Origin of the sequence: Arenimonas sp. (assembly GCF_035721105.1) — a bacterium.
Classification (GTDB): Bacteria; Pseudomonadota; Gammaproteobacteria; order Xanthomonadales; family Xanthomonadaceae; genus Arenimonas.
The window spans coordinates 34,188-46,125 of sequence record NZ_DASTNG010000029.1; the positions used below are offsets into that span (position 1 = coordinate 34,188).

Consider the following 11,938-nt stretch of genomic DNA (forward strand, 5'->3'; position numbering starts at 1 on the left):
GAAACGCAATTCCGGGGCGAATGCCATGACCGCGATTCGCGGTATGCGCGGGCAGGAATGGTGCCGGCACCCGGATTCGAACTGGGGACCTACCGCTTACAAGGCGGTTGCTCTACCAACTGAGCTATGCCGGCGACGCGGCGGATTCTAACCCGCGGGGCGCGACGCGTGGCGGCCGCTACTGGCAGGCGACCGGGCGCGCCTCGATGCCGGTCGCGCGCGGCAGCCGCGACGCCCAGTCGAAGCCGGGTTCGGCGGCGAGATCGATCCACCACTGCGCGGCGTCTTCGGTGCGCGGCTCCAGCACGGCCTGGAAGCCCAGCGCGGCGAGCTCCTCGCGGCGCTTGCCGGCGTTGTCCAGTTCGCGGAACAGGCCCAGCGAGACGGTGTTCTCCTGCGCCCCGGCGGTGACCACGTAGTAGTCGCGCACGCCCTTGGCGGCGAGCTGGCGCGCGGTCGCCAGCGCGGCCTCGCGGCTGCCGGCGGCCGGCAGGTAGACGCGGTAGCCGCGCAGCTCGGTGGCCGGCACTTCGCGGAACTGGATGCGCGCCACGCTCGGCGTCAGCGCCGCCATCGCCGCGCGCAGTTCGGCCGGCGTGCCGAACGGGCCCAGGCTCAGGCAGACGGGCTGGTCGGGCAGCGGCACCGGCACTGCGCCGAGCTCGGCCGCGTCCGGCGGCGGCGGCGCCTCGGCCTCGCCCAGCAGCACCAGGCTGCCGACGCCATCGTCGCGCGCCGGCGGCGCGAGCACCTGCGGCGGCACGTGCAGCGCCCACCACGCGGCCACGCCCAGGTTCAGGCACACCAACAGCACCACCAGTCCGCGCAGGATCATCCGCCCGTGTCCTCCTTGTCGGCGGCATAGACCGCCAGGCCTTCCAGCACCAGTCCCGGTGCCGGTTCCGATTCGATCTCAAGCCACTCACGCAGGCGCGGCGCGCCGCCGCCGCCGACCAGCACCCGCGGCGCCACGCCCAGCAGGCGGATCGCCTGCCGATGGCTGCGCTCGACCAGGCCGACCGCGGCCCCGACGCTGCCGCCGGCGACCGCGTCGGCGGTGTCGGTGGCGAAATCGCAGGCCTCGCCACCGGCGTAGGCCAGGGCCGGGAACCGGGCCGCCAGCGCCGCGCGCATGTGCTCGGGGCTGGGCGCGATGACGCCGCCGCGATGCTGGCCGCTGCCGTCGAGCAGGTCGACGGTGAGCGCACTGCCGGCCGACACCAGCAGCCAGGGACCGGGGCCGCGCGCCTGCGCGGCCAGCAGCGCGAGGAAGCGATCGACGCCCAGGCGCGCCGGCTCGGCGTAGGCGATACGCACGCCGGCGCAGGCCGCGCGGGTGCGCGCGCGGATCGCCGGGTTGCCGTGGCTGGCCAGCGCCTCGGCCACCGCGGCGGTGAGTTCGGAGCCGGCCACCGAGGCCAGCCAGCAGCGGTCGCCCGGCTGCACGCCGGCCAGCCAGCGCTGCAGCGACGGCGCGAAATCGGCGGCGCCGTGGGGCCAGGCCTGCACCGGGCCGAGGCCTTCGCCGGGCGCCCAGGACGCGACCTTGAGCCGCGAGTTGCCGAGGTCGAGCAGCCAGTTCATGCGGCGCGCAGGCTGGCTTCGCCGGCGTGGCAGCGCCGTTCGCCGTCGGGGCCGCGCAGGCGCAGCGCGCCGTCGGCGTCGATGCCCGCGGCGATGCCTTCGTACACGCGCTCGCCTTCGGTGATGCGCACGGCGCGGCCGGCCAGCAGGTCGTGGCGGGCCCAGGCCTCGAGCGACGGCGCCAGGCCGTCCCGTTCGAAGCGCGCCAGCATCGGCAGCAGCGCGTCCAGCAGGGCGACGCAGACCGCCTCGCGATCCGGCGGCGTCGCGGACAGGCGGGCCAGGTCGCACCAGGGCTGGTCGATGTCGCGCGCGGCGTCGGCCGGCATGGCCACGTTCAGGCCCAGGCCGACCACCACGCGCAGTGGGCCGGCGGCGTCGCCGCCCACTTCGATCAGGATGCCGCCGAGCTTGCCGCCCTCGGCCAGCAGGTCGTTCGGCCACTTCAGGCCGATGCCGCGGTAGCCCAGCGCCTGCAGCGCCTCGGCGGCCGCCACGCCGACCGCGAGGCTGAGCCCCTGCAGCGCCGCGATGCCGCCATCGAAGCGGCGGGACACGCTGAGGTAGACATGCGCCGCGAGCGGCGAGGTCCAGGCCCGGCCGCGCCGGCCGCGTCCCGCGGACTGGCGCTCGGCCAACCAGACGCCGCAGCCGCGCGCCGGCACCGGTTCGCGCAGCGCCACGGCATTGGTGGAATCGGTGTCGAACAGCACCTCGAGCCCGGCCAGCTCGCCCTGCGCCGCCGGCGACAGCGCCGCCGCCAGGCGGCCGGCATCGAGCAGCCGAAGCGGCTGCGCCAAGGCATAGCCCTGCCCGGGGCGGGCCGCGATCGCCACGCCGGCCGCGCGCAGCGCTTCGATGCGCTTCCACACGGCGCTGCGGGTGATGCCCAGCTCGCGCGCCAGCGCCGCGCCCGAGGCCGGGCCGTCGCACAGCCGGGCCAGCAGCGCGCGGTCAGTCATGGGCCCTGCGCCGGGGCACCAGCACGCGCGCGCGCTCGAAGCGCGGCTCGGTGCCCGCGCGCAGGCGCGCCACGTTGCTTCGATGGGTGAACAGGATGAACAGCGCCAGCAGGCCCGCGAAGCCCAGCCGCCAGGCATCGGCGCCGGTGAGCAGCGCCAGCGGCACCAGGCTGGCCGCGGCCAGGATCGTGGCCAGGCCGACGTAGCCGCCGATGCCCAGCACCAGCAACCAGCTGCCGATCATCACCGCCAGGCCCAGCGGCCACAGCACCAGCAGCACGCCCACCAGGGTGCCGGCGCCCTTGCCGCCGCGGAACCCGTGGAAGACCGGCCAGACATGGCCCAGCACCGCCGCGACGCCCGCCGCCCACGGCAGCCACGCTTCGCCGCCGCCGAAGCGCAGCGCCAGCCAGGTCGCCAGCACGCCCTTGCCCACGTCCACCAGCACCGTGCCCAGCGCGAACCTCCAGCCCTGGGTGCGCAGCGCATTGGTGCCGCCGGCGTTGCCGCTGCCCTGGGTGCGGATGTCGACGCCGCGCAGGCGGCCGAGCAGCAGGCTGCCCGACAGCGAGCCGAGCAGGTAGGCGATCAGGATCAGGAGGGCCGCGATCATCCCGGCATTATGGGCCAGCCTGCGGGAACCGTCAGGCCATCGGCTGCACCGACACCACCAGCGCACCCGGGCCGGCGTGGGCACCGATCGCCGAGCCGGTTTCCACCAGCCAGCCCTCGGCCACGTCGAGCTCCGCGCGCAGCGTCGCCAGCAGGCGCTCGCCGTCGGCGGCCGCGTCGCAGTGGCCGACGATCACGCGCAGGCGCTGGCCGCGGCCGACCCGCTTGGCCACGTAGCGGCCGAAGCGTTCGGGCTGGTGGGCGGCCCCGAACAGGCCGCCGACCACGCCCAGCCGGCCGGTGGGCTTCACCTTCGCCATCGGCGTCAGGCCCAGCCAGTCGACCAGGGGCTTGGCCCAGGCCGGGATGCGGCCACCGCGCACGGCGTGGCGGATGTCGCGCGCCAGCGCCCAGGTCTGGGTAAGCGGTTTGAGCCGCGCCAGCTCGGCCAGGATCGCGGGCGCGTCGGCGCCGGCCTGGGCCATTTCCGCCGCACGCAGCACCAGCAGGCCTTCGCCGCCCGAGGCATTGCCGGTGTCGAAGACGTGGGTGCGCTCGGGATGCCCGCGCTGGGCCGCCGTTTCGGCCGACTGCAGCGTGCCGGAGATGGCGCGCGAGAGGCCCACGTAGACCATCTCGCGGTGGTGCGAGAGCAGGAACTCGAACTGGCGCCGGAAATCGCCCGGCGGCGGCTGGCTGGTGCGCGGCAGCACCAGCTCGGTGCGCAGCTTGCGATAGAACTCGGCGGTCGAGAGCCCGACCTTGTCCAGGTAGTCCTGGTCGCCGAAATTCACCCGCGCCGGCACCATGTGGATGTTCAGCCGCTGCATCTCGGCCTCGGGCAGGTCGGCGGCGCTGTCGGTGATCACGGCCACCGCCACCGCGCCGGCCGCGGTGCGCGCCTGGGCGTGCATGTCGTCGGCCTTGGCGCCCTCGACGCGGCCGAAGCGGGCGGCCACTTCGAACATCCGGCTCGGATCGGCCACGTGCGCGTGCAGCCGCAGCCGCGAGGTGCTGCCGGCGATGACCACGCACGACGAGCCCAGTTCGCCCATCGCCGCGCGCAGGCCGGCGCGGTCCAGGCCTTCGCCGACCAGCAGGCATTCGCTGCACCAGCGGTGCGCGGGATCGGCATCGGCCATTTCGCCGTGGCCTTCGGCCGCCTCGAGGTCGGCCGGCCGCTCGTCGGCGACGCCCACGGCGTCCACGGCACCGGAGGCGATGAACTCATCGATGCCCTCGAGCAGGTCGACGAAACCCTGCGCGCCGGCGTCGACCACGCCGGCCTTGGCCAGCACCGGCAGTTGGTTGGGCGTGTTGGCCAGCGCACGCCGGCTGTGCTCGAGCGCGCGCCGGAACCAGTCGCCCAGGTCGCCGCCGCCGGGATGCTCCAGCGCCTCGGCGAAGGCGGCGATGACGCTGATGATGGTGCCTTCGCGGGGCTCCGAGAGCGCCTGCCGCGCGGACTGGGCGCCGGCGCGGATGGCGCGGGCCAGGGCTTCGGGCTCGAGCGCGCGGGCGCTGCCGGCGGCCTCGGCGACCCCGGTGAGGAACTGCGCCAGGATCGCGCCGGAATTGCCGCGGGCACCGTCCACCGCGTCCTCGCCGACCCGGCGCAGCAGGTCGCCCGCGCCCTGGGTGCGGCGGCTCAGCGCACCGGCCAGCACGCCGCCCAGGGTGAAGGCGAGGTTGCTGCCGGTATCGCCGTCGGGGACCGGGAAGACGTTGATCTTGTTGAGTTGCTCGCGCTGGGCGATGACTCGGCGGGCGCCGGCGATGAGGGCGCGGCGGAGCGCGGGGCCACGGATCAGCGGGCGGGGAGTTTCGACGAAGGCGACGTTCATGGGCTGCCGGAGTCTGCCGTAAAACCCGCGCCGACGGCCATGCTGCACCGCGGCATCGACCCCGCGGGCAACGGCGCACGAACGGGGTTAGAATCCGGGTCCGCAACCTTTTGGTCCGCCCCGGCATCCCAAGGGACGTCCCCGAACGCAGGTGTACACCATGGTCCGCATGTTGCTTGCCCTCAGCCTCGCCCTGGCCGCGCCGGCCGCCCTCGCCGCCGAACCGGTCCCCACCGAGTCGGAAGCCCCGGGCTGCACCAAGGCCGAGCCGGCGACCGGCAAGGCGCCGACCACCGCGGAAGGCTCCACCACCGCCACCGCGCGCCCGGGTTCGCCGGCGCCGGTGCGTCCGCGCAGCAGCACCCGCAGCGGCCCGCGCTGGCACAGCCTGCTGCCGGGCATGTTCCGCTAAGCCCGACCGCTTGCCTGTTCCGCGTCGCGCCCGCACCCTGCGGGCATGATGTCGCTGCTCCGCCGCCTGCTGCCCGCCCCGCCCGCGCTGTCCGCCGACGACGCGGCCGCCCTGCTGGCCGACCTGCCCTTCCTGGCGCGGCTGGCGCCGGCGCGCCGCGACCGCCTGTTGGCCCTGGTCGCGCGCTTCCTGGCGCGCAAGGCCATCACGCCCGTGCACGGCCTGGCGCTGTCGCCGGTGCAGCAGCGACGACTCGCCGCGCTGGCCTGCCTGCCCCTGCTGGAGTTCGGTGAAGAGGGCCTGCGCGGCTGGTCCGAGGTGGTCGTGTACCCGGGCGCTTTCCGCGTGCACCGCCGCCACCACGACGAAGACACCGGCGTGGTCGCCGAGTGGGAGGACGAGCTGGCCGGCGAGGCCTGGGACCAGGGCCCGCTGGTGCTGTCCTGGGACGACATCGAGGCCGACCTGGCCGCGCCCGAGGCCGGCTTCCAGCTGGTCGTGCACGAAATGGCGCACAAGCTCGATGCGCTCGACGGCGCGATGGACGGCACCCCGCCCCTGCCCGCCGCCTGGCAGCGCGAGTGGGCCCGCGATTTCCAGGCCGCCTACGAGGCCTTCTGCGCGCGCGTGGACGCGGGCGAGGACACGCCGATCGATCCGTATGCGGCCGAGGCGCCCGAGGAATTCTTCGCGGTCACCAGCGAATACCACTTCTCGGCGCCGGCGCTGCTGGCCGCGGAAATGCCGGCGGTGGCGTCGCACCTGCGCCGCTTCTACGGCGACTCGCCCATTCCGGCCGCCTGAGCCCGCGGGCGCGGCCGCCCCACCCCGTCCGGCTCAGAACGCCGGCGGGATGCGCACGTGGAAGCGGGCGCCGCCCAGTTCCGGCGCGCGCTCGACCCGCAGCTGGCCGCGGTAGGCGGCGACGATGTCCTGCACGATCGACAGGCCGATGCCGTGGCCCTGCACCCGCTCGTCGCCGCGCACGCCGCGCTGCAGCAGGCGCTCGACCGCGTCCTCCGGGATGCCGGGGCCGTCGTCGTCGACGATGAAGCTGACGCCGGGGCGCTGGTTGGCTGCGGCCGGCTCCACCTGCACGAGCAGCAGCACGCGCTTGTTCGCCCACTTGAAGGCGTTCTCGAGCAGGTTGCCCATCAGCTCCTGCAGGTCGCCGAGTTCGCCGTGGAAGCGCGCGGCGGGATCGATCTCGAACTCGCACAGCACGCCCTTGGCGACGTAGACCTTTTCCAGCCCGGACACGATTTCCTCGGCCCGCGGCTCGATCTCGATCGGCGCGGCGAACAGCGCGTGGCCGCTGCGCGCGGCGCGCGAGAGCTGGTAGGACACGATCTCGTTCATGCGCTGCACCTGGGCGGCGACGTCGGCGCGCAGCTCGGGCAGGCTGGCGTCGGCGTCCAGGCGCGAGCGCAGCACGGCCAGCGGCGTCTTGAGGCTGTGGGCCAGGTCGGACAGGGTGTTGCGGCTGCGCTCGAGGTGGCTGCGCTCGGATTCGATCAGGTTGTTGATCGACTCGGTGATCGACTCGAGCTCGCGCGGGTGGCGGCCGGACAGGCGCTGGCTCTGCGCCTTGCGCACGCGCGCCAGCTCGCGCTCGACGTTGCGCAGCGGCAGCAGGCTCCAGCGCAGCACCAGCACCTGCACCATCAGCAGCAGGCCGGCGGCCAGGCCGAGGTAGCCCCACAGCGCGCGCCGGAACACGTTGACCTGGTCCTGGATCTGGGCCGCGTCCTCGTAGACGCTGAAGGTGAGCCGGAAGTCGCCGGCCGATTCCCAGATGACGCCGATCGAATAGGCGTAGACGCTGTTCTCCATGCCGCGCGCGTCGATGATGCGCAGCGGGCCTTCGAAGCGGCGTTCACCCGGCTCGAGGAAGGCCACCGGCGGCAGCGACCGGCCCAGCGAAGACGCCGACTCCCAGCGCAGCCCGTCGCCGCGCACGCTGGCGTAAAGGCCGCTGCCCGGGATCATGAAGCGGATGTCGGGCGGGGTCTCGGGCGAGATGAAGGCGCGGCTGCGGTCGAGCTCGCTGCCGGACAGGTAGCCGTTGGCCAGGTCGGCCAGGCGTTCGCGCAGGGCGTTCTGGGCGGTGTCGACGAAGGCGCGGTCGAGCGCATAGCCGGTCAGCCCGAGGAAGGCGACCAGCGCGAGGCTGGCCGCCAGCAGCTGTCGGGCCTGCAGCGATAGCGTGCGCCAGCCGCGCAAGGCGGCTTACTCGTCGCGCGGGATGGCGAAGCGGTAGCCGCGGCCGCGGACGGTCTCGATCGGCTTGATCTCGCCCTCGGGGTCGAGCTTCTTGCGCAGGCGGCCGATGAAGACCTCGAGCACGTTCGAGTCGCGGTCGAAGTCCTGCTGGTAGATGTGCTCGGTGAGGTCGGCCTTGGAGACCAGTTCGCCGGCGTGCAGCATCAGGTATTCGAGCACCTTGTACTCGTAGCTGGTCAGGTCGACGCCGACGCCGTTGACGGTCACCGTCTGGGCCGAGAGGTCGAGCTTGACCGGGCCGCAGTCGAGCGAGGGCTTGGACCAGCCGGCCGCACGGCGCAGCAGGGCGTTCATGCGGGCCAGCAGCTCTTCGACGTGGAAGGGCTTGACCAGGTAGTCGTCGGCGCCGGACTTGAGGCCTTCGACCTTGTCCTGCCAGCTCGAGCGCGCGGTCAGGATCAGGATCGGGAATTTCTGGCCCTCGGCGCGCAGCGCCTTCACCAGGTCCATGCCCGACATCTTGGGCAGGCCCAGGTCGATCACGGCGATGTCGAAGGGCACTTCGCGGCCGTGGTACAGGCCTTCCTCGCCGTCTCCGGCGGTATCCACGGCGAAACCCTCGCGCTTGAGTCGCGCGGCCAGGGTCTCGCGCAGTGGGGCTTCATCCTCGACCAGCAGTACGCGCATGTCGTCTCCTTTCGACAGGGGCCGACCCTCGCGGGCAGGCGAAACGGGTTCAGTCGCGCTCGCGGGGAACTTCGTCGCGGCGCGGGGGGCGGGGCGCTTCGTCGGCAGCGGGTTCGGTGCTGCGGACGCGCGGGCGTTCGCGGATCAGGGTACCCGGGCGCGGCGGCTCGGAGCGATCGAAGCGGGTGTCGCGGCGGGCCGGTTCGCGGCCGCGGGCATCATCGAGCACGCGGACCCGGCCTTCGGGCGTCAGCACCTTGAAGCGATAGACCTGGCGGCCGCCACGCTGCATCGGCTCGGCCTGCAGCACCCGGCCGCCGTCGCGCTCGACCTGGCGCACGCGCGCGCCGGCGTCTTCACGCTGGCTCGGGCGGGGGGCCTCGTCCTGGCTCGGGCGCGGGGCCTCGTCCTCGCGGGCCTGCACGGGCGCGACGACCGCGAGGGCGGCCAGCAGCAGCAGGGGGCGAAGGACGGTCGGCATCGTCGGGATACTAGCTCCAAGGGGGTCCGCTAGCCAGCCGGACCATGCGGCGAAGTCTGGGCGGGAGGCAGTGAATCCGATCTGAACCCTAATCCCTTCAATTACTTGGCGCGGGGCTGGTTCAGCACTCAGTAGATTTCGGCCACGCAGCAGCGCAACGAACCGCCGGCCTTCTCGATTTCATCCAGCGGCACCGCGGCCACCGCCAGGCCGGCGGCGGCGAGGACGGCGCGCTGGTCCGGCCGCAGCGCGGCGGCGCCGGCCGCACTGAACCAGGCGCGCTTCGGCGCCAGCGCGAGGCAGTTGCCGGCGAACGCCGCCTTCTGGACCGCGTCGAGCACGACCACGGCCGGCGCGTAGAGCGCGGCCAGCGCGGTCGCCACGCCGGGATCGGCGAAGCCGTCCGGGCAGACCACCAGCGCGCGGCCGGCCAGCACGCTCATCACCACGTTGGCGTGGTACTCGCCCGGCGCCAGGTCGAACAGCAGCGTGGCGCGCAGGCCCAGGGCGGCATGCAGGGCGGCGGCCCCGGCTTCGTCGCAGCGCTCGCCCAGGCCGGCGAAGGCGATGCCGCGGGCACGGTCGATCACCACCGAGCCGGTCAGCTCGCAGAGGCCGGGCTGGGTCCGCAGGTCGATCTCGTCGCGGCCCATGGCCCGGAAGAAGCCGCGGATGTCGGCGCGCTCCGCCTCGCGCTGGCGCACCGGGTGGCGCATCCGGCCAACCAGCAGGCGCCCCGGCGCGGTGGCGAAGACGTTGTTCGGGAACAGGCCGTCGGGCGCGGCCGGATCGCCCGGGAAGGCGACCACCGGCAGGTCGTCCGACAGCGCGCGCTGCAGGGCGCGGTGCTGGTCCAGCGCGCGCGCCGGATCGACCGTCCGCGACAGGTCCATGTAGGCGTTGTCGCTGGCCGACTGCGCGGCCAGCGCGAAGCCCTCGGGCGTGACCAGGAAGGCCGCGGCCGCGCAGGCCGGGCCGAAGTCGGGCGCCAGCGCGCGGGCGTGGGCGACGAAGGCCGCGACGTCGCGGGTGATCACGCCGCGTGCCCGGCGCGCACGGTCATGGCCAGGGCGCGCTCGATCAGCTCCCAGCCGGCCTCGGGCCGCGGCGCGCCTTCGCTGATGACCTGGCGGAACGCGCGGCCACCCGGCTGGCCGTGGAACAGGCCCAGCAAATGCCGGCTGACGTGCTTGAGCGCGACGCCGCGCGCGCGCTGCGCCTCGATGTAGGGCCGCAGCGAACGCAGCAGTTCCGCGCGGCTGCGCGGCGGTGCGCCCGGCGCGAACATCGCCTGGTCCATCAGGTGCAGGCGATAGGGCTCGTGGTAGGCGGCGCGCCCGATCATCACGCCGTCGACGTGGTCCAGCGCCGCCACGCTGTCCTCGACCGTGGCCAGGCCACCGTTGAGCAGGATGCGCAGCCCGGGCCGCTCGCGCTTGAGGCGGTGCACCCAGTCGTAGCGCAGCGGCGGGATCTCGCGGTTCTCCTTCGGGCTCAGGCCCTGCAGCCAGGCCTTGCGGGCGTGCACGACGAACATCGCGCAGCCCGCCGCCGCGACGGTGTCGATGAAGGCGAGGAAGACGCCGTAGTCCTCCATCTCGTCCACGCCCAGCCGGCATTTCACCGTCACCGGCACCGGCGCGGCCGCCGCCATGGCGGCGACGCACTCGGCCACCAGGCGCGGCTCGCGCATCAGGCAGGCGCCGAAGCGCCCCGCCTGCACCCGGTCCGACGGGCAGCCGACGTTGAGGTTGATTTCGTCGAAGCCCCAGTCGGCGCCGATCCGGCAGGCCTCGGCCAGGTGCGCCGGGTCACTGCCGCCCAGCTGCAGCGCTACCGGGTGCTCGATCGGGTCGAAGCCCAGCAGCCGGTCGCGGTCGCCGTGGATCACCGCCTGCGCGTGCACCATCTCGGTGTAGAGCCGCGCATTGGGCGCGAGCAGGCGATGGAAGACGCGGCAGTGCCGGTCGGTCCAGTCCATCATCGGCGCCACCGTCAGGCGGGTGGCTTCGGGGGCGGGCAGCGGGATCATCGCGATAGTTTACCGGCGGCCCGGTCCCGGCGGGCCCACGCCTCAGCCCGGCACGGGTTCGCCGCCGGCGTCGGTCGTCAGGCGGAAGCGCCGCTGGGCAGGTGCGAGCCGAAGTCGTTCCAGTAGATGTCCATGCCGCAGGTCCTCCGGGAGCGGGTGGCCGCCCGGCGGGGCGACCCGGCACCCATGCTGGCCCTTCCGGACCGCGTCGTCCCTGACCTGGATCAGCTGCACGCCCCGCGCGCCGGCTGACATGGGTCAAAGCGGCGCGGCCGAAGCGGTGCAAACTGGGCCTCCCACCCCAGGAGACCGGCCATGGATCGCGTGAAAGGAAAAACCTGCGTCATCACCGGCGCCGCCCTGGGCATCGGCAAGGCCTGCGCCGAGCGCCTGGCGGACGAAGGCGCCGCGGTCGCGCTGTTCGACCTGCACGATGCCGAAGGCGAGGCGCTGGCCGCCGCGCTGCGCGCACGCGGCGCACGGGCGAGCTACTGGCACGTGGACGTCGCCGACGAGGCCGCGGTGAAAGCCGCCATCGACGAAGCGGTCGCCGCGTTCGGCGGCCTGCACGCGCTGGTGAACAACGCCGGCATCGCCGGCGTCAACAAGCCCACCCACGAAATCACCGAGGCCGAGTGGGACCGCGTGCAGGCGGTGAACGTGAAGGGGGTGTTCTTCTGCACCAAGCACGCCATCCCGCACCTGCGGCGCGCCGGCGGCGGCAGCATCATCCATCTCTCGTCCATCTACGGCCTGGTCGGCGCCGCCGATTCACCGCCCTACCACGCCTCCAAGGGCGCGGTGCGGCTGATGGCCAAGACCGACGCGATGATCTACGCGCCCGACCGCATCCGGGTGAACTCGATCCACCCGGGCTTCATCTGGACGCCGATGGTGGAAGGCCACCTCAAGGCCAGCTTCGCCGACCCCGCCGCCGCGCGCGAGGCCGTGGCCGCGCTGCATCCGCTGGGCCACCTGGGCGCGCCCGACGACATCGCCTGGGGCGTGGTCTACCTGGCGTCGGACGAGTCGAAGTTCATCACCGGCAGCGAGCTGGTGATCGACGGCGGCTACACCGCGCACTAACGCGGGGCGCGCGCC

General features: G+C 73.9%; 13 protein-coding genes and 1 tRNA gene. 3 read left to right on the top strand and 11 right to left on the bottom strand.

Annotated features, from left to right (window positions below):
- Window positions 1-58: 58 nt before the first annotated feature.
- The 6 genes from VFQ84_RS03830 to VFQ84_RS03855 form a co-directional block, all read right to left on the bottom strand.
- Window positions 59-134: transfer RNA gene (locus VFQ84_RS03830), tRNA-Thr, on the bottom strand.
- A gap of 44 nt (window positions 135-178) precedes the next feature.
- Complete coding sequence (locus VFQ84_RS03835; RefSeq protein WP_325129387.1) at window positions 179-835, bottom strand: SPOR domain-containing protein; 657 nt, start codon at window positions 833-835, stop codon at window positions 179-181.
- Window positions 832-1,584 carry a type III pantothenate kinase gene (locus VFQ84_RS03840; RefSeq protein ID WP_325129388.1) on the bottom strand — a complete coding sequence of 251 codons (753 nt, stop codon included), beginning with the start codon at window positions 1,582-1,584 and terminating at the stop codon, window positions 832-834. Before VFQ84_RS03840 ends, VFQ84_RS03835 begins: the two co-directional genes overlap by 4 nt.
- Complete coding sequence (gene birA / locus VFQ84_RS03845; RefSeq protein WP_325129389.1) at window positions 1,581-2,546, bottom strand: bifunctional biotin--[acetyl-CoA-carboxylase] ligase/biotin operon repressor BirA; 966 nt, start codon at window positions 2,544-2,546, stop codon at window positions 1,581-1,583. The genes VFQ84_RS03840 and birA overlap by 4 nt, the downstream gene beginning before the upstream one ends.
- Window positions 2,539-3,159: a glycerol-3-phosphate 1-O-acyltransferase PlsY gene (plsY, locus tag VFQ84_RS03850; RefSeq protein ID WP_325129390.1), complete on the bottom strand. Its 621-nt coding sequence runs from the start codon at window positions 3,157-3,159 to the stop codon at window positions 2,539-2,541. Before plsY ends, birA begins: the two co-directional genes overlap by 8 nt.
- Before the next feature lie 31 nt (window positions 3,160-3,190).
- Window positions 3,191-5,002 (bottom strand): DegV family protein, encoded by a 1,812-nt coding sequence (locus tag VFQ84_RS03855; protein ID WP_325129391.1) that lies wholly within the window; start codon window positions 5,000-5,002, stop codon window positions 3,191-3,193.
- Window positions 5,003-5,171: 169 nt separating this feature from the next.
- Here VFQ84_RS03855 and VFQ84_RS03860 point away from each other — a divergent pair, with 169 nt between their 5' ends.
- Window positions 5,172-5,414 carry a hypothetical protein gene (locus VFQ84_RS03860; protein WP_325129392.1) on the top strand — a complete coding sequence of 81 codons (243 nt, stop codon included), beginning with the start codon at window positions 5,172-5,174 and terminating at the stop codon, window positions 5,412-5,414.
- A gap of 48 nt (window positions 5,415-5,462) precedes the next feature.
- Window positions 5,463-6,218 carry a M90 family metallopeptidase gene (locus tag VFQ84_RS03865; protein WP_325129393.1) on the top strand — a complete coding sequence of 252 codons (756 nt, stop codon included), beginning with the start codon at window positions 5,463-5,465 and terminating at the stop codon, window positions 6,216-6,218.
- A gap of 33 nt (window positions 6,219-6,251) precedes the next feature.
- On the opposite strand, the gene VFQ84_RS03870 is transcribed toward VFQ84_RS03865, so the two are convergent.
- The 5 genes from VFQ84_RS03870 to dusA all read right to left on the bottom strand — a co-directional run bounded on the left by VFQ84_RS03870 (window position 6,252) and on the right by dusA (window position 10,837).
- Window positions 6,252-7,637, bottom strand: a complete 1,386-nt coding sequence (locus VFQ84_RS03870; RefSeq protein WP_325129395.1) for a sensor histidine kinase — start codon at window positions 7,635-7,637, stop codon at window positions 6,252-6,254.
- A 6-nt stretch (window positions 7,638-7,643) separates the two neighbouring features.
- Window positions 7,644-8,324, bottom strand: coding sequence for a response regulator transcription factor (locus VFQ84_RS03875; RefSeq protein WP_034214380.1), 681 nt, complete (start codon window positions 8,322-8,324; stop codon window positions 7,644-7,646).
- A 49-nt stretch (window positions 8,325-8,373) separates the two neighbouring features.
- Window positions 8,374-8,805, bottom strand: a complete 432-nt coding sequence (locus tag VFQ84_RS03880; protein WP_325129403.1) for a hypothetical protein — start codon at window positions 8,803-8,805, stop codon at window positions 8,374-8,376.
- Window positions 8,806-8,933: 128 nt separating this feature from the next.
- Complete coding sequence (locus VFQ84_RS03885; protein ID WP_325129405.1) at window positions 8,934-9,842, bottom strand: arginine deiminase-related protein; 909 nt, start codon at window positions 9,840-9,842, stop codon at window positions 8,934-8,936.
- Window positions 9,839-10,837 carry a tRNA dihydrouridine(20/20a) synthase DusA gene (dusA, locus tag VFQ84_RS03890; RefSeq protein ID WP_325129407.1) on the bottom strand — a complete coding sequence of 333 codons (999 nt, stop codon included), beginning with the start codon at window positions 10,835-10,837 and terminating at the stop codon, window positions 9,839-9,841. Before dusA ends, VFQ84_RS03885 begins: the two co-directional genes overlap by 4 nt.
- 315 nt (window positions 10,838-11,152) lie before the next feature.
- Between dusA and VFQ84_RS03895 the strand changes: the two genes are divergently transcribed.
- The gene (locus VFQ84_RS03895) at window positions 11,153-11,923 is read left to right on the top strand and encodes a glucose 1-dehydrogenase (protein ID WP_325129410.1); all 771 of its coding nucleotides are present in this window, start codon (window positions 11,153-11,155) and stop codon (window positions 11,921-11,923) included.
- Window positions 11,924-11,938: the final 15 nt, after the last annotated feature.

Excerpts from the sequence above, each read along its gene's own strand:
- VFQ84_RS03835 (WP_325129387.1), bottom strand. The coding sequence starts at position 835 with ATGATCCTGCGCGGACTGGTGGTGCTGTTGGTGTGCCTGAACCTGGGC.
- VFQ84_RS03840 (WP_325129388.1), bottom strand. The coding sequence starts at position 1,584 with ATGAACTGGCTGCTCGACCTCGGCAACTCGCGGCTCAAGGTCGCGTCC.
- birA (WP_325129389.1), bottom strand. The coding sequence starts at position 2,546 with ATGACTGACCGCGCGCTGCTGGCCCGGCTGTGCGACGGCCCGGCCTCG.
- plsY (WP_325129390.1), bottom strand. The coding sequence starts at position 3,159 with ATGATCGCGGCCCTCCTGATCCTGATCGCCTACCTGCTCGGCTCGCTG.
- VFQ84_RS03855 (WP_325129391.1), bottom strand. The coding sequence starts at position 5,002 with ATGAACGTCGCCTTCGTCGAAACTCCCCGCCCGCTGATCCGTGGCCCC.
- VFQ84_RS03860 (WP_325129392.1), top strand. The coding sequence starts at position 5,172 with ATGTTGCTTGCCCTCAGCCTCGCCCTGGCCGCGCCGGCCGCCCTCGCC.
- VFQ84_RS03865 (WP_325129393.1), top strand. The coding sequence starts at position 5,463 with ATGTCGCTGCTCCGCCGCCTGCTGCCCGCCCCGCCCGCGCTGTCCGCC.
- VFQ84_RS03875 (WP_034214380.1), bottom strand. The coding sequence starts at position 8,324 with ATGCGCGTACTGCTGGTCGAGGATGAAGCCCCACTGCGCGAGACCCTG.
- VFQ84_RS03880 (WP_325129403.1), bottom strand. The coding sequence starts at position 8,805 with ATGCCGACCGTCCTTCGCCCCCTGCTGCTGCTGGCCGCCCTCGCGGTC.
- dusA (WP_325129407.1), bottom strand. The coding sequence starts at position 10,837 with ATGATCCCGCTGCCCGCCCCCGAAGCCACCCGCCTGACGGTGGCGCCG.
- VFQ84_RS03895 (WP_325129410.1), top strand. The coding sequence starts at position 11,153 with ATGGATCGCGTGAAAGGAAAAACCTGCGTCATCACCGGCGCCGCCCTG.